This is a genomic window from Streptomyces zhihengii (assembly GCF_016919245.1).
Lineage (GTDB): Bacteria > Actinomycetota > Actinomycetes > Streptomycetales > Streptomycetaceae > Streptomyces > Streptomyces zhihengii.
In genome coordinates this window covers 121,622-137,617 of sequence record NZ_JAFEJA010000001.1, presented here as the reverse complement: position 1 = coordinate 137,617, position 15,996 = coordinate 121,622, and the positions used below count along the sequence as shown (strand labels likewise).

Below are 15,996 nucleotides of genomic sequence, written 5' to 3'. Positions count from 1 at the left end.
CCGACGGCGCCCCGTTCAGGCGTCGTCGCGCGGGACCACCAGGCCGGATGCGTAGGCGAGAACCACCAGCCGGGCGCGGGCGTGGAGCGGCCGGGCGACGTACCGGTCGATGAGCCTGCGGGTGATCGACGGCGCGACCAGCCCGTCGCCGCGGACGCCCGCCCGCGCGGCTCCACGAACCCTCCCCGAGCCCTCTCCGGGACCGGGGTTCCGCCAAGCCGGCGGCTCGCCTCCCCTCCGGGGCGGGGGAGTTGTCGGTGGCGGGTGGCAGGCTGCGGGCATGACGGACGACGAGAGTGCCCGCATGACGCGGATCCTGGGCGGGCTGCCCATGGCGGCCCGGGACCTGCTGCTGGAGACGGACTGGGGTTCCCTCCGGCACGCCTACGGGTCCGCGGAGGACATGCCCGTCACCCTGGTCTCCCTCGTCGCCGAGGATCCCGAACTGCGGTCGCAGGCCCTGGGCGCCCTGGACATGGCCGTGCTCCACCAGGGCACGCTGTACCCGGTGACCGCGCCCGTGGCGCTGTTCGTCGCCGCGATCCTCGACCAGCCCGTGGGTCTCGCCGAGCACGAGGGGAACCTCCCGTGGGACGACGGACCGCCCCGCAGCCTGCGGGCGGCCCTGCTCACCTGGCTGGGGGAGCTGGCCGGGTGTGCAGCACACGGCGAGGATCCGGCGCGGGACCGCACCGACTGGATGTGGGAGCCCTGGCGCGGTGAGGAGCGCGACGAGCACCACCCGGACGAACGCGCCGCCCTGCACGCGTGCCGGGACATACGCCCCGCCCTCTACGACGCCGTCGAACCGCATCTCGCCTCGGCCGATCCCCGTGTCCGCGAGGCCGCAATCGGCGCCGCGGTACCGCTCCTCTCGGCCCCCGGGCTCGCCGACCGGGTGCCGCGGGCCGCCGCCCTGCTGCGGGCCCGGCTGGACGCCTCGCGGGAGCGACGGGAGCGAGCGGGTGCGGCGCGGGCACTCGCCGTCTGGGGGACGGACACCTCCGACCTGCTCGCCGATCCCGACCCGGCGGTACGGGTCTGCGCCGCGCTCGGCCCCGCCCCCACCGACCGGCCGCGCGCCCTCGCCGTCCTCCTCGACGCGCTGCGGGACCCGCGGTCGACGGACGGCTGGTTCCCCGAGCCGCTGACCGGGCTGGACGGGTGGTTCCGGTTCACCGTGCTGCGTTCCGCGCTCGCCCTGGCCGCGTCGTTCGAGGAGGTGGCGCCGGTGGCCGTCGGAATCGTGGCCTCCGGCGGTGGGGCGGTCGTCGACTTCGAACGCGGGCCGATCCTGTTCCGGGCGTTCCCCGGCGGCCACGACCCGGCACGCCCGCTCACCGCCGCCCAACGCGAGCTGCTGCGCGCCTTCGTGGACAGCGACGAGGCGAAGTGCAGCATCGGCGGCAACTGGTTGTGGTTCCGCGCGGCCGGGCTCCCCGAGGACCGGGACGGCATCGCGGCACTGCTGTGACGCCACCCGCCACGGCCGGCGCGCACCACCGGGCCGTCCGGACGCGCCACCGCCGGAGGCCCGTCCCGCGGCGGCCGGCCCGTCGCCGTCAGGTGCGCTGCTGAGCCCGCAGGAGCGCGGCTCCCAGGGCCGTGAGCGTGTGCAGGACGGTGTTGGCGCAACGGCGGCTGGAGATGAGCCCGGCGTCGCGCAGCGCCGTGGTGTGGTGGGTGGCGGTACCGGTCGAGACACCGGCCTGGCGAGCCGCCTCGCTCGTGGTCACCCCCGCCGCGGCGGCCCGCAGGACGGTGGCCCGGGTGCGGCCGAGCAGTGACTGCAGGGCCTGCTCCTCGCCGGGCGGGCTCGGCGCGGCGTGGTGCACCGGGTACGCCAGCACCGGGGGGAGGCCTGGGTCCGCCAGCGCCACGGGCAGGTTCCAGCAGAAGTAGGTCGGGATCAGGAGCAGACCGCGGCCGTTCAGGTGCACGTCGCTCTCCGTGGGGTAGCCCGGTACCTCCAGCACGGGGTGCCGCCAGCGGACCGCGGGCGTGAGATGGGACAGCAGGCCGGCGACACCGCCGGAGAGCAGATGGCGCGCGCTGCGGGCGCGTTCGGCCTGCAGAGCCTGCTGGACGTGTTCCTCGTGCGGCGCGAGGACCGTCCGGTGGTAGGCGCGCAGCACCTCCACCAGCTCTCTGCGCAGGGGCTGTTCACCGAGCCGGGTCGTCCAGGACGGCAGCCGGCTGGCCCGCCCCGCCAGAGCCATCTCTCGTCTCACCTGGGTGTCCGGGGTCGCGAGAATCGCCTCCAGCGCCGTGTCCAGTCCGTCCACGCCCTCGGCCGGAGTCAGGAAATCCGCGTAATAGCGGGCGCGCGGGAAGAGCGGCAGCAGCATCGCGCCGACCGGCCTTCCCAGGCCGGATTCCTGAAGGCTCGCGCAGGCATTCCGATACCAGTCCGCGTACATCCACCGGCCATTGCGGGTCTGGAAACGGTGCAGGCTGGAGGCTGTTTCCCACAAAGGGTGCGGGGAGGGCGCGAGACGGGTGTTCGCGAGATCTTCGGCGGTGAAATGGAAGCGGAGCATCCGTGTTCTCCATTCGGTTCACCTGCGACTCTTCAATGGATTCGAAGGAGCGTGACAGCGCTGCGGAGAGGCCGGGAGCATATGTCTGCGCGCCGATCGGAGTGAGTTCCGCAACGGGCGTTCACCGCGGTGCACACGGTGATCGGCAGAGCCATGACCAAGGAATCCGTTCCGCGCATCAGGCGGCGGAACGAGATGCCCGAATACCGCACCGGCCGCGCAAGGGTACGGCCGGCCCGACCGAACGGAAAGAGGTATTTCATGTTCCGATTGACCGCGGGAAAGCACCGCAGACGTGAGCTGGGACTTCTGGCGGCGAGCGCCCTGATGCTGACGTTCCTGGTCCCGGCCACCGCCTCGGCCGCCACCAGCCAGGTCGCCGTGACCTGCTACGGCGGCTCGGTGGGCATCAGCCTGCCGCCCAACGGCTACAGCGGCGACTACACGACGAGCTCGCGCTGCAGCGACATCAATCTGCGCATCGACTCCGGCGGCGGCCAGTGGGTCGCGGTGTGCTGGGCCCGCCACGGGACGTGCCAGGGCAGCTGGACCTGGGTCCCCGAGGACGTCGGCTACCGCGTGGTGGCCACCGACGTCCTCGACGGCACCACCTTCTACTTCACCACCACGGGCGGCGGTGGCACCCGCGGCGGCCGCACGGCGTACTAGGGTCCCCTTCGTCCGGGATCAGGGGACGCGAGCCCGTCCGGGACCGAACAGGGGGCACCGGGCCCCACAGGCCGGTTCCCGCTCCGTCCGTACGACGTCGTCGGGAACCGCCACACGAGCCACGGCTGCCGACGCTCCGCCCGGCACCGGGCGGCACGGGTCCTCCCCGTGCCGCCCGGTGCCGGTCCGGGGGGACCCGATCGCCCTTCCGGACGTGAGCATCCGGCCCGAGCTGCCCGGCTTCGCCTGCGCCGCGCCGTGGCGCTCACCAGCCCGCGCGAGGGAGCCGCCCTCCGTCCGTCCTCGCCGGGCTCCCGTCGAACCCGGGCTTCCCCTACGGCGCGGCCCACGGCTTCGAGATGCCGTACCTGTTCTCTGCCCTCCCCACGGAGCGACCGCTGTCCGACGCCCGGCGTGCGCTGTCGGACCGCATGGTCGACTACTGGACCGCCTTCGCCCGCACCGGCAGTCCGAACGCCCCGGGCCTGCCGAGGTGACCCGTCCTGAGTCCGTCGTCACCCCCCACACGATCGGTGCAGTCGCTGGCCCCCGGGCCGGGCGGTGTACGTCCCGTCGACGTGTACTCCACCCACCACTGCTCCCTCGGGGACGGAGTGCCCGGGTGAGCCTTGTCCGGGCACGGTGGGCCACCCCGCGCCGGGCCCCAGGGCGGACACGCCAGACACAGGGCACGCCCGCCCGCGCCCACCGGCCCCACGCGACCGACCGACCGGCCGACCGGCCGGCCTCAGTCGGGGACACCCGGCATGCCCCAATAGGCCTGCCGGTCCCGCACATGGGCCCGCGGGCACGCCGCCCGCCACGCCATGAGCGCCGGGGGCGGCCCCGGACGCCCGAACACGGTGCGCCGCCCGCTCAGGCGCAGTCGCAGGGTGGCCGAGCCGTCGACGTTGTCGCGTACGACGAGGACGCCGGAGACCCGGTGGGGATCGAACTCGCCGGCCCGGCCGCCGACATGCCGGAGCCGCAGCCTCGCACCGCCGCCGCCCGTGTCGTCGACGAGCCGCGCCTCGACCACCCGTCGCCGGTCCCACCCCAGGTGCGCGAGTTCGGCGGCCAGGTACGCCCCGGCCACCCACAGGACCCATCCGACGTCGTACTCCACCATGAACAGCAGCGCCACGAAGCCGAGGACGGCGGCCACCACCGCCATCCGCCGCAGTCGCGGAACAGCGCGCGGGCCCTTGTCCCGCGCCTCCCACAGCAGTTCATCACCGACAGCCACCCACCCATGATGAGCCCCGGCCACCGCTCTGCACAGCCCCGCCGGACCGGCCGAGGTCACGACCACCGCCCTCGGCGCGGCCGTCCCGTCGAACCGTCGGCCGCAGCGCGGCCTCCCGTCCAACCGCCGCTCTCGGCACAGCCGCCGCGCTGCCCGGCGGCTGAGCACGTCAGAAGCTGCGCGGTGGCCAGGGGTAGCCGAGCTGAGCGGCGTACTCCGACGATCCTCCGCTCACCTCGCCCGTCCGGCGCGGGTCGTGGGCCAGGACGTACTCGGCGAGGCGCTCCGCCTGCGCCGCGGGGGCGTCGCCGGAGACATCGAGCGTCAGCTGGAACTGCAGTCACGGGCGCCCGTCCATCAGCGCCGAGCGGCTCGGATGCCAGAACAGCACGCGGACCCGGTCGGGCTCCCACAACCAGGCGGACACCGCGTGGAGTTCACATTCCCACCGCGCCAGCGCGTCGGCTCGGTCCCGCAGGTTCCGCTCCAGCAGCCGGGCGACGGTGCGTGCCGGCCACTCCCAGGAGAGGTCACGGACCGCCCGATCGACCTCGGCCCGGTACTCCCGGGCGTCGAAGCGGAACTCCGGCAGCTCCACCTCGTCCTCGTCGGGATTGCGCCACCCGCCCCAGATCACGTGATTCCCCTCGTGCCGGATGGTCACGTAGAGGGCGCCGCAGCATCCCTCCGTGCACTCGGCCTCGGCCAGCCTGACCTCGTGCGACCCGGCGTCGGCCGTGAAGGGACCGTCCGGCAGCAGGAGGTGACGGGGGTCTTCGCCCGGGCCGTCCGTGAAAGCCTGCGCCAGGATGTCCTCGCCGTCCACGAACGGCCGGATCTCCACGCTCGCGCCCTTCCGCGGGGCGTCGGGGACGACGACCAGGAGGCTGAGGCGACTGGTCCCGCCGGTCAGGTCACGCATGGCGCGATTGTCGGATCCGCTGTACGGAGGTGTCGCCCGATTTTCCGCTCCCGATCTCCCCTCGCCGCAGATCGCCGCCTGCCGCCTGCCGGGTGTCAGGTGCCGGTGCCAGGTGCCGGGTGCCGGACCGAGCGTCACTCCATGGACTCGATCCGTCACCACCCGAGTGCCACGGCGTGCCTCTCGACTCAGGAAATCGAACAGGCGTAGTATTTCCGGCATGGCTGGAACCGACTTCCCCGACGACCTCGCTGCCGCACAGACCCGCCTCCACCAGGCCACCGCCGAGCTCCGCGCGCTCCTGCGGACCCTGCCCTGGTCGGTCGAGCCGCACGACGGCTGGGCCGGCACCGAACACCCCCACACCGGCGCGATCACCGGCGGCCGCGAACCCAGCCCCGGCTGGAGCGACGACCAGAAGTGCACCGTCGACCGGCTGCGCCAGGAGTGCCTCGACCTCTCCGCCACCGTGGGCACCCATCCGTACTGGGAGGCCCTCACCGGCGAGGACGTGGTGAAGGAGCGGATGCGCCTGAAGGCCGGGACCCGCCCCGCGGCCACCCCGGCTCTCGACGTCACCACCGCCGCCTGAACCACACCCCTGGACCCTGCCCGTGACCGACCTGCCACCGGACCTGCCGCGCCTTCGCACCCTGGAGACGTGGCTCCTCCTCGCCCTCCAGCGGGTCCGTGACCGCATCGCGGACCTCGAACGACAGGAGAAGGAGCGCGCCCGGGGCGAGGCCGCGCGCCCGCCGGTCCCGGACTGGACGATCGAACTCGGCATCGGGGACGACCGCGGCCCCCTCTACGTCCACACGGGCACCTGCCACATGGCCGGCCATCGCCGGCGCCCCGTCACCCGCGAAGCGGCGGCCCGCGCGATAGCCGACGGCGTCGAGGCCTGCACCCACTGCCGCGCCGACACCGGCCTCGGCTTCCACTGAGCCCGCACCGACCCGCACGGGACCGGGCCGCGCGCCCTCGTGGCGAGGCCGCCGCGACCGCCGGTCCCGGCGTCTCGTGTGCGGGCCGGGTCCCGCGTCAGACGGTGGGGCGGGCGCCGGGGGTGTGTCCGAAGGTGCGGCGGAAGACGTCGATGAACGTGCTGGCCGAGGACCAGCCGCAGCGGTGGGCGACGGCGGTGACGGGCATGTCGTCGGCGAGGAGGATCAGGGCGTGGTGGAGCCTGATCTGCGTCCGCCACTGGGGATAGGTGAGGCCGAGATCGTCGCGGAGGCGGCGGGAGAGGGTGCGCGAGCCGGCGCCGATCTGCCGCCCGAGCTCGCCGAGGGAACGGTTGTCCGCCGGGTCGGCGCGCAGGATGTCGTGCAGTTCCCGGAGCAGGGGATCGGCGGGGGCCGGCAGGTGCAGGGGCTGTCCGGCGGAGACGGCGAGCTGGTCGAGCATGACGGCGCACAGACGCAGACGGGCTGGGCTGTCGTCGTCGGGGTCGCGGGTGTAGGCGACGACGAGTTCGCGCAGCAGAGGGCTGACGGCGATGACGGCCGGTCTGTCCAGGCCGAGGGGGTTCTCGGTGGCGGGCAGGCCGACGAGGTGGAGTTCGAGTTCGCCGTGGGCCTGGTGCCGGTGGACGGTGCCGGCCGGGATCCACAGCGCGCGGGTGGCAGGGGCGATCCAGGTGCCGGCGTCGGTGGTCACGGCGATGGCGCCCTTGCCGGCGTAGGCGATCTGGTGGTCGTCGTGGCGGTGTGCGTCGATCTCGCCGCCGGACGCCAGGCGCTGGGTCCGGGTCGGCGCGATGGGAGTATGGCGGATTTCCTGCATGATCTGTCAATCTATCGAAAGCGCGACACCGGGTGGTTCTCCCAGCATGGGGGAGATGCGAAGGAACACATCGATCGCCCTGCTGGCCGTGGGGCACGCCTGCGTCGACATCTACCAGGGCGCCGTCGCGGCGCTGATCCCGTACTTCACGGCCGAACGGGACTACACCTACGCCGTGGCCTCCGGCATCGTGCTGGCCGCTTCCCTGCTGTCGTCGGTGGCCCAGCCCGTGTTCGGGGCGCTCACCGACCGGTGGGCCATGCCGTGGCTGCTGCCGGTCAGCACCCTGCTCGCCGGGGTGGGCATCGCGCTCAGCGGCCTGAGCGGCTCCTACGGACTCACCCTGTGCTTCGTCGCCGTCTCCGGCGTCGGCGTGGCCGCCTACCACCCCGAGTCCGCCCGCGTGGCCCGGCTGGCCGGTGAAGGCAGCCACCGGGCGATGAGCTGGTTCTCCCTCGGCGGCAACATCGGCTTCGCGCTCGCCCCGCTCATGGTGTCGGCCGCGATCGGGCACGGCTCCCTGCACTGGACGCCCGTCCTCGTCCTCCCGGCGCTCGCCGGTACCGCCCTGTGCGTCCCCGTGCTCCGGATGCTCGCCCGGCCCCGGACGGGCACAGCCGGGGCAGAGGCCCCGCGAAGCGCGGACGACGTGGCCTCTTTCGTGAAGCTGTCCCTGGCGGTCGTCTTCCGCTCCGTGGTCTTCACCGGCCTGAGCACCTTCATCGCACTCCACGCCCAGCAGCGCATGCAGGGCAGTACCACGGCGGGGACCGTCGCCCTGTTCCTGCTGTTCCTCGGCGGCGCGGTCGGCTCGCTCCTGGGCGGGGCCCTGGCCCACCGCTACGGCCGCGTCCGCGTCTGCCGCTGGTCGTGTCTGCTCTCCGTCCCCGCCGTCACCGGGGTGATGTACGCACCCGGCCCGGCCGTGTTCCTCTTCGTGGCCCTCACCTCAGCAGGGCTGTACGTCCCCTTCTCTCTCCAGGTCACCCTCGGCCAGGACTACCTGCCCTCCCGCATCGGCACCGCCAGTGGCATCGTCCTCGGACTCACCGTCAGCATCGGCGGCCTCGTCACCCCCCTGCTGGGACACCTCGCCGACACCACCGACCTACGGACCGCCCTCACCCTGCTGATCGCCATGCCGGCCCTGAGCTGGCTCCTCTTCCGCGCCCTGCCCGAACCCACCGCCCCCGAGCTCCGGGCCGACCCACCCGCCCAGGCCGGGACGGCCCGCAGCGTGCCGAGCTGAGCCCGACGCCGATCGGCGGTGACCGACCACGGAACACCCCGAAGTCCAGCCGCAGTCGAGGTCCTCCTCAGGGGCCGGGCAATCGTCACCGCCGGACACGGCGCGGTCTGGTGGCCGGGCGCCCGTGCCCCGATACTGCGTGCTGTGCGCGAACGCCGCCCGGCAGCGGCGGCGACCACGGGGTGGGGGCGTGTTCGACGGCATCAGGAACAACCACAGGTTCAGGGAGATCACCCGGAGGTCCTTCTGGGAGCCCGCACTCGAGACACTGGTCGACGTCGTGGTGTCCCGCTGGGTGTGGGTGGCCGTGGGCAACGCGGGGACCGTCGCCTGCGCCGTCGTCGGGCTGGTGCGGCACTGGTCGGGCCCGCTCTCGTTCGCGGACTACGGGTACCTGCAACTCGCCTGCCTGGCCTGCCAGGCCGTCGCCCTGTATCCCGTCGTGTCGCCGGGACGGACGGCGACGCCGCAGGACGTCACCGACTACGCCGGCATCCACGAGAGCCTGACGCTGACCACTGCCCTCGGCACTCTGCTCCTCGCCATGTTCCCCGGCCTGATGCTGCTCGTCCTTCTCAGCCGTGACGGGGACGATCCGGTGTGGGGCGCCGTGCTCTTCTCGGGGACGGCCGTCCTGCTGGCCTGCATCGCGGGTCTGTTCGCCGGAGCGCTCGTCTCCGACCGGGTGCGCGCACGGCGCCGCGCGGCGGGCGGGCACGGCTGGGACGACGAGGGCGACACCGCCGGCGGCGACGGGGACGCGGGCGGCGTCGACGGCGACTGAGACCGGCCACCGGCCACGGACCGGCCCGGCCGACGGATCACCCGACCATCGATCCGGTCACTGACGGCCCGTCACCGTCCGTTTTCTGATAGGTGTTTCAGCGGGGCACGGGCGCAGGCCCGTGGCGGTGCCTCCGGCACCGCAGGGAGGAACGCACATGAGCACCACCACTGGGGACGAGATCCTCGCCGGCGAACAGCGGGCCGTGGACCACGCCTACGACTGCTACACCACGAAACTGGCCGAACTGAGCGGCTCTTCGGCAGCCACCGCGTCCGCGAGCGGCAAGGACGGGATCGCCAACAGGGTCGAGGCGGAGGCGCGCGCCGAGGCCTACGGAGGGCTGGGTGACGAAGCCCTGGTCTTCTCCCGCGTCGACGCGCCGGACGACCCGGGCGACGAGCCCCGGCCGTGGTACATCGGCCGCCGGGGTGTGAAGGACAGCGCGAACGACCCGGTGGTCCTGCTGTGGACCAGCCCCATGGCCAGGAAGTGGATCGAGGCCCGGCCCGAGAACCCGGGCGAGGTGGTCCTGCGTCGGCAGCTCCGCTGCGCCCAGCGGATCGTCGAGAGCTACTTCGACGAGATCTCCTCGCCGGCGGCCACTCCCGGATCCGTGCCCCTGCCCGGATCCGTGCCCGTGCCTGTGCCCGTCTTGACCGGGCCCGCCGTCCTGCCGGAGCCCAGTCGGGCCCCCGGCGACGACGCGGCCGAGGAGGCGGAGGCGGCGGAGGCGGCGGAGGCGGCGGAGGCGGTGCCCGCACCGGAGCGGACGCCGGCCCCCACCCCGGGGGATGTCGTGCGGCGGCAGCGGCGGAAGCCGCTCCGGCCGGACGACTTTCTTCTGCGGGAGCTCCAGCGGTCACGCGGCGGCCGGATGCGGGACATCGTCGAAACCATCCGCCGCGACCAGATGGAGTTGGTCACCGGTTCGCCCTCGGACATCCTGGTCGTACAGGGCGGCCCCGGGACCGGCAAGTCGGCGGTCGGCCTCCACCGGGTGACCTGGCTCGTCAACAACGAGCACTTCACGGCCCAGGACATCCTCGTCATCGGCCCCCACCAGCGGTTCCTCGACTACGTCGGACAGGTCCTCCCCACCCTCGGCACGCGGGACGTCAACGCGGTCCAGCTGGACCGCCTGTGGGAGGGCGAGGTCCTCGGCGCCGACTCCCCGAAGGCGCGTCCGGTGAAGTCGGACGAGCGCATGGCTGCCGTCCTGCGGCGGCGCGTCGAGAGCGACTTCCGCCCCGAGGCCCTCGATCCCCTCACGGCCGCCCCCTCGTTCGAGGGCGACGAACCCGGGATCGTCGTCAACGCCGGCAGTACGACGCTTCGGGTGCCGAAGTCCGAGGTCCTCGCGCTCCTCGAACGAGCCCGCACCGGCGACGGGCCCTTCCGGGAGCGCCGCGACCGGTTCCGCGGCCTCCTCGTCGACCGGCTCCTCCAGGAACTCGCCGACATCGCACCGCGCCGCGGGCAGGGCGGCACGATCCGCCGCGACCTCGAACGCAACCGCCGGGTCGAGCGCCTCCTCGAACGCGTCTGGCCCACCCCCGGCCCCCGGGAAGCCCTGCGCAGCCTCTACGACTCCGCCGACCTGCTCCGCGCATGCGCCGACGGCATCCTCGACGAGGACGAACAGGCGGCCCTGCTGCGAGCCCGCGCCGCCAGCGCCGACGCCGAGGCGTGGACCCTCGACGACCACGTCTGCCTCGAAGAACTCGGAGTCCTGATCAGCGGCGACACCCCGCCGCGCTACGGCCACATCGTCGTCGACGAGGCCCAGGACCTCACCCCCATGCAGGCCCGCTCCCTGCGGCGGCGCTGCGCCGCCGGCGGTTCCATGACCGTCCTGGGCGACCTCGCGCAGGCGACCGGCGCCCACATCCCGCCGGACTGGGACCTGCTCGGCGCCCTCCTCTCCGACCACGGCGACTGGAGCCTGGCTCAGCTCACCACCAGCTACCGGGTCCCCGCCGAGATCATGGAGTTCGTGGCTCCGCTCGCACGGACGGTCGCTCCGGCCCTGCCGTATCCGCAGGCCGTCCGGGAGGCGGGTGCGGACGCCGTGCGGACGGTGGCCACCGAGCCGTGGAAGCTGCTCGACGACACCGTCGCCCAGGTGGCGCGCCTCGGTCGCACCAGCGACGGGAGCACCCCCCGCTCCGTGGCCGTCATCGTGCCCGACGACTCGGACTGGCTGGAGGCGATCAGCCGCCGGATCGGCGAGGACGCCGGGACGGGCGGCCCGAACGGCGAGACCGTCTCCGTCCTGTCCGCCGCGCAGGCCAAGGGCATGGAGTACGACCACGTCCTGGTCGTCGAGCCCGCCGCGATCGCCGACCGCGGGCCCGCCGGACTGCGCCGGCTGTACGTGGCCCTCACCCGCAGCACCCAGAGCCTGACGGTCCTGCACACCGCCCCGCTGCCCGCGGCACTCACCGGCGCCCAAGACGCCCAGGCACCTGCTGTGCCCGACCCGGGGCCGGACGACGGCGGGGCCGGAGGGCTTCCCCGGGTCGGCACCGATGTCCGGGTCGAAGTCGTGGACCGGGCCCCCGGCGGCCGCTACAAGGTCAAGCCGCTGTCGCCGGTGATCGACCGGCCGCTCGTCCTCACCGTCCGCCACGGATCGGTGCCGCCAGGGCGTGGTGAGGAACTGGACTGCTGGGTGTTCGCCAACGAGACCACCCAGACGGTGCTCACCGCGGACCAGCGCGGCCGGTCGCCCGTTTCGGAGCGGATGGCGGGGCGCTACGCCGCGGCACTCGACGTCCTGACGGATCTGACCGAGAGCGACGGCGACGTTCCCGACGCCCGCATCCGCCTCTCCGAACTCCAGGGGATGGCCAACCGCGTCCTCCGGCGGGACCAGGCCGACTGGGTCGCCGTGCTCCACCTGCTCGGCGATCCGGACCGGGAACGGCTCGGCGCACTTCGCGACCTCGCCGCGACGGTCAACCGCGCGCTCAAGGAGGGCACCTTCGACGCGGGCCGGCTCGCCGAGGCGCTGGCGGCCTCCGGCTGGGCCGAGCCCCTCGCCGAAGCCAGGGGAGTGCTCCACGAGCGCTTCGGCACGGCGACGCCGCCCGGCTCCGACACCGCGGTCCCCAGCACGCCGGCGCAACCCGATCAGAAGGAAGAAGAGCAGATGACCGCCGCGGACACGACCGCCACCGCCACCGCACCACCGGAGCCGACCACCATGGACGGGTTCCTCCGCGCGCTGGAGACGGCCGCCGACACCGACCGTGCGTGCAAGAAGCACGAAGCGGTCCGTCACGCGCTGAAGTCCTCGCTTCTCTGGGCGGACCTCCAGCCGGCCGACTCGGCGGTCGTCGACGTCAGCTGCGTCACCCGGCACGGTCTCTTCCTGTACGAGGCTCTGGGCGCGGGCCGCTCCGCCTACGCGGACCTGCGCTCGGGCGCGACCCGGCTGCTGGAGATCAACCACACGCTGCCCGCCCCGGCCGACGGTCTCTACCTCGTGCTCTCCGAACCGCCTGCCGACGACTGGTCCGCTGACACGATCCGCGACGTGTTCCGCGTCAACGTCATCTGGCGCACCCCCGCCGGCTGGGACGGCGAGCACGCGGCCGTCGCGTTCGGCTCCTCCGGGGGCGCCTGACCGGAGTCGCGGCGGCCACCCGCCCCTGCCCGACCGACCGACCGACCGCGATCGGGACGACCCCCTGGCGTCGTCGTCCCGTCGCCGCGTCCTCGCCGTCTCAGGCTGAGCCCCCGTCACCTCCGCCTCCGCCCCCGAGCCCTCCCATCTGCCCGGACGCGCCCCCTCCGTGATCGGCGGGATCGACCGGCTGCCTCCAGTGGTGGCCGCTCCCGTGCTGCCGCTCGCGCCGCACGTCGATGCGCCACTGCACGCCTCCGTACAGGGCGACGACCGCCGCGATTCCCCCGATGACCAACCACAGTTCCATCGCTGCCCCCGTCGGTCGAGACGGCCGCGGACGACCGCGGCCCCGTTCTCTCGTTCGAAGCAACTCTCCCCACCCTTCCCCCGCGTCACCGCCCGCTTGAGCAAGGCCAGAGGTTGGGATGTCGCACGACCGGCTTCCGCGGTCCCACCGGCGCGGGACGCCGGGGACCCCGCCGTCGAGAGAGCCCCGCTCGCCGACCGGACACCGACCTGCCCTGCGCCGGTGGCACGGCGGACGGGACCATGGGGGTGTGATCACGAGAGAGCGGGCCGTCGCGCTGGCCGAGGAAGCGCTGCTGCACGAGCACCGGAGCAGTGCGTACGCGGAAGGGCCCCTGCCTGCCGAGGTGGTGACGGGAGTGAAGGCCCACGAGTTCGGCTGGCTGGTCACCGTGCGGTCCCGGGCATGGGTGGAGACGGGCGACTCCCGGCACGCGATCGTCGGCGGCGGTCCCATCCTGGTGGACGGCGAGGGCGGCGGCGTCTTCATGATCCCTGCCGTGGTTCTCCGGCTCGACACCTGGCGGGACGAGTACCGACGGCGCGTCAGAGGACAGGTGCCGGACGATCCTCACGCTGCGCTCAGGGCGCAGGTCGCCGGTGTGCTGGCCTCGCACGGCCGCCTGGCCGCGATACGTGCGCTGCGCCGGGAGCTTCCTGCGCTGGATCTGCGGCAGGCGGTCGCGTTCGTCTCGGCGCTGCAACGCGGTGAAGAGTCCGGCCAGGACCTCGCATTGCCGCCGCCTCCGGAACCGGCCTCCGTGGAGCAGTTCATCCGCCTCCTGTGAGGGCCCGGGTGAGGAGGCGTGCCGCGAGGCGGCCCGTCCTGACGGAACTCGCCCATGCGCCGCGCTTGCACCCCTGTCGGTCGTACGCGGGCGCTCCTGGGCCGCGTGGCAGTGGTGGAGGCGGTCCGGGAGAGCAGTCGGCAGTCGGCAAGGGCGCCTCCACCCCTCCCCGACTCCGGAACGGCCCCGTCCGGCCCCGGGCCCCGGTGTCGGAGGTCGGCTCTATCGTGTCGGCCATGGCATCGACCCACGCTCCTCAAGTGAGCCTCGAACCCTGGTCCGAGGGTGATCTGGACCTGCTCCGCCGGTGCAACACCCCCGGGATGACCGCACATCTCGGGGGCCCGGAGCCCGAGGAGCGGCTCGTCGGGCGGCACCGGCGTTACCTCGATCCGGAGGCGAACGGGACCATGTTCCGGATCGTGCTGGTGCCGGAGGGCCGGGCCGTGGGGTCGACGGGCTTCTGGGATCACGCGTGGGGCGGCGGGCCGGCGTACGAGACGGGCTACGCGATCCTGCCGGAGTTCCAGGGGCGCGGCCTGGCGGTGGCGGCGACCTCGGCGGTCGTCGGCCGGGCCAGGGCCGACGGCAGGCACCGGTTCCTGTACGCGTTCCCCTCCGTTCAGCACGCCGCGTCGAACGCGGTCTGCCGGAAGGCGGGGTTCGAACTCGTCGAGGAGTGCGAGTTCGAGTACCCCGAGGGGCACTTCATCCGCTCCAACGCGTGGCGGACGGACCTTTCGGAGGCCGGCGGCCGGTAGCCGCCCGCCCCCGGGAGAGAGCGGCCCCGGTCCGCGCGCCAGGCGCGGCTACTGCGGGGCGTGCGCCTCGTCCGGGCCGTCCGCCGCCTCCGCGAGGTCGTCCTCGTAGGCCTCGCCGTAGACCGGTTCGAGGAAGACGTGCCGGAAGTCCGGCAGGGGCGTGGCGGGAGGCTGCCGGCGTGACGGGGCGGCCTGGTGGGGCGGCGTGGACGGGCGCACGGGCATGCCGGTCTCCTGGGGTGGTGAACGGGAAGGGAGCCCGTCATCGGGAGCCTGGTGAACGGCGCCCCCGATGGCGGGTGAACTCCATTCTGCCGCACATGAGTTCGATTTCAAGCGCCCTCGCCGACGGCCCGCTCGCCAGCATGCTCATGTTCATCACCGACCCGAGAGGAGACGCCCGGTGGCCGTGCGCCCCAGCGTCCTGTTCGTGACCGATCTCGCCTATCAGGCCCGGGGGCGCCGCTACTGCGACGAGGACATCTTCCTGACCTCGCGGCTGCGCGGCGCCTTCGACATCGCCCTGTGCCATCCCCTGGACGCGGCGGCCCTGATGGCCTCCTTCGACGCGGTCGTGGTCCGCAACAGCGGGCCGGTCCTGCACTACCGGCAGCAGTACGACGCCTTCCGGGCGACGGCCGCCGCGCAGGGCACGCGCGTCTACAACCCGCTGAACGGGCGGGGAGACATGGCCGGCAAGCAGTACCTGCTGGATCTGACGGCAGAGGGGTACCCCGTGATCCCGACCGTCGACGCCCTCGCGGACCTTCCCGCGCTGCCCCGCGCGGAGAGCTACGCGGTCAAGCCGAAGGCCGGGGCCGACTCCATCGGCCTGAGCTTCGTGCCCCGGGACCGGCTCGACGGCCTCGCCTACGGCGACATCCTGGTCCAGCCCCGCATCGACTTCCGCTACGAGGTCTCCTTCACGTACGTCGACGGCGCGTTCCAGTACGCACTCCACGCCCCGGACACCGGCCGGCGCTGGGTCCTCGAACCGTACGAACCGACCGAGGCGGACCTCGCCTTCGCGGACCGCTTCATCGACTGGAACACCCTCGACCGCGGCATCCAGCGAGTGGACGCCTGCCGCACCGGGGAAGGCGAACTGCTCCTGGTCGAACTGGAGGACCTCAATCCCTACCTGTCCCTCGACCGGGTACCCGAGCGGACCCGCGACGACTTCGTGACCGCCATGACGGCCTCCCTGCACCGGTTCCTGGACACGCCGCCCCGCACCACCTGACGGAGTCGACCCGACGGGGCGTGCGGGACCGCGGCCGCCATCCGCGCCGCGGCGCGGATGGCGGCC

15 protein-coding genes and 1 pseudogene are annotated in these 15,996 nt (G+C 73.5%); 11 read left to right on the top strand and 5 right to left on the bottom strand.

The features are described from left to right. Positions 1 to 280: 280 nt before the first annotated feature. The gene (locus tag JE024_RS00555; RefSeq protein WP_244882470.1) at positions 281 to 1,474 is read left to right on the top strand and encodes a hypothetical protein; all 1,194 of its coding nucleotides are present in this window, start codon (positions 281 to 283) and stop codon (positions 1,472 to 1,474) included. Between the two features lie 88 nt (positions 1,475 to 1,562). On the opposite strand, the gene JE024_RS00550 is transcribed toward JE024_RS00555, so the two are convergent. Then, the gene (locus JE024_RS00550) at positions 1,563 to 2,540 is read right to left on the bottom strand and encodes a DUF5937 family protein (RefSeq protein WP_205371659.1); all 978 of its coding nucleotides are present in this window, start codon (positions 2,538 to 2,540) and stop codon (positions 1,563 to 1,565) included. 261 nt (positions 2,541 to 2,801) lie between these two features. On the opposite strand from JE024_RS00550, the gene JE024_RS00545 reads away from it, so the two are divergent. Both JE024_RS00545 and JE024_RS40795 read left to right on the top strand, forming a co-directional pair. Then, positions 2,802 to 3,209, top strand: coding sequence for a hypothetical protein (locus tag JE024_RS00545; RefSeq protein ID WP_205371658.1), 408 nt, complete (start codon positions 2,802 to 2,804; stop codon positions 3,207 to 3,209). A gap of 326 nt (positions 3,210 to 3,535) precedes the next feature. Beyond that, positions 3,536 to 3,706 (top strand): annotated as a pseudogene (locus JE024_RS40795) (carboxylesterase family protein); the annotation flags it as partial. 251 nt (positions 3,707 to 3,957) lie between these two features. Here the strand turns inward: JE024_RS40795 and JE024_RS00535 are convergent. Both JE024_RS00535 and JE024_RS00530 read right to left on the bottom strand, forming a co-directional pair. Further along, entirely contained in the window at positions 3,958 to 4,455 is a 498-nt protein-coding gene (locus tag JE024_RS00535) for a hypothetical protein (protein ID WP_205371657.1), read from the bottom strand. Between the two features lie 340 nt (positions 4,456 to 4,795). Next, positions 4,796 to 5,377 carry a hypothetical protein gene (locus tag JE024_RS00530; RefSeq protein WP_244882468.1) on the bottom strand — a complete coding sequence of 194 codons (582 nt, stop codon included), beginning with the start codon at positions 5,375 to 5,377 and terminating at the stop codon, positions 4,796 to 4,798. A 220-nt stretch (positions 5,378 to 5,597) separates the two neighbouring features. Here JE024_RS00530 and JE024_RS00525 point away from each other — a divergent pair, with 220 nt between their 5' ends. Together JE024_RS00525 and JE024_RS00520 are read left to right on the top strand one after the other, a co-directional pair. Then, entirely contained in the window at positions 5,598 to 5,969 is a 372-nt protein-coding gene (locus JE024_RS00525; protein ID WP_205371656.1) for a DUF8825 domain-containing protein, read from the top strand. Positions 5,970 to 5,991: 22 nt separating this feature from the next. Further along, positions 5,992 to 6,324, top strand: coding sequence for a DUF6233 domain-containing protein (locus JE024_RS00520; RefSeq protein WP_205371655.1), 333 nt, complete (start codon positions 5,992 to 5,994; stop codon positions 6,322 to 6,324). 97 nt (positions 6,325 to 6,421) lie between these two features. On the opposite strand, the gene JE024_RS00515 is transcribed toward JE024_RS00520, so the two are convergent. Next, a complete protein-coding gene (locus tag JE024_RS00515) occupies positions 6,422 to 7,165 on the bottom strand; it encodes an AraC family transcriptional regulator (protein ID WP_205371654.1) in 744 nt (247 codons plus the stop codon). A 55-nt stretch (positions 7,166 to 7,220) separates the two neighbouring features. On the opposite strand from JE024_RS00515, the gene JE024_RS00510 reads away from it, so the two are divergent. The 5 genes from JE024_RS00510 (at position 7,221) to JE024_RS00490 (ending at position 14,687) form a co-directional block, all read left to right on the top strand. Further along, positions 7,221 to 8,414 (top strand): MFS transporter, encoded by a 1,194-nt coding sequence (locus tag JE024_RS00510; RefSeq protein WP_205371653.1) that lies wholly within the window; start codon positions 7,221 to 7,223, stop codon positions 8,412 to 8,414. Positions 8,415 to 8,604: 190 nt separating this feature from the next. Then, positions 8,605 to 9,198, top strand: coding sequence for a hypothetical protein (locus JE024_RS00505; protein ID WP_205371652.1), 594 nt, complete (start codon positions 8,605 to 8,607; stop codon positions 9,196 to 9,198). A gap of 157 nt (positions 9,199 to 9,355) precedes the next feature. Then, complete coding sequence (locus tag JE024_RS00500; RefSeq protein WP_205371651.1) at positions 9,356 to 12,829, top strand: HelD family protein; 3,474 nt, start codon at positions 9,356 to 9,358, stop codon at positions 12,827 to 12,829. A 560-nt stretch (positions 12,830 to 13,389) separates the two neighbouring features. After that, entirely contained in the window at positions 13,390 to 13,926 is a 537-nt protein-coding gene (locus tag JE024_RS00495; RefSeq protein WP_205371650.1) for a YrhB domain-containing protein, read from the top strand. Positions 13,927 to 14,162: 236 nt separating this feature from the next. Continuing rightward, the gene (locus JE024_RS00490) at positions 14,163 to 14,687 is read left to right on the top strand and encodes a GNAT family N-acetyltransferase (RefSeq protein WP_205371649.1); all 525 of its coding nucleotides are present in this window, start codon (positions 14,163 to 14,165) and stop codon (positions 14,685 to 14,687) included. Positions 14,688 to 14,735: 48 nt separating this feature from the next. Here the strand turns inward: JE024_RS00490 and JE024_RS00485 are convergent, their stop codons facing one another. Next, on the bottom strand, positions 14,736 to 14,912 hold the full coding sequence (locus JE024_RS00485; protein ID WP_205371648.1) for a hypothetical protein: 177 nt from the start codon (positions 14,910 to 14,912) through the stop codon (positions 14,736 to 14,738). 178 nt (positions 14,913 to 15,090) lie between these two features. On the opposite strand from JE024_RS00485, the gene JE024_RS00480 reads away from it, so the two are divergent. Continuing rightward, a complete protein-coding gene (locus JE024_RS00480; protein ID WP_205371647.1) occupies positions 15,091 to 15,930 on the top strand; it encodes an ATP-grasp domain-containing protein in 840 nt (279 codons plus the stop codon). The last annotated feature ends 66 nt before the right edge of the window (positions 15,931 to 15,996 follow it).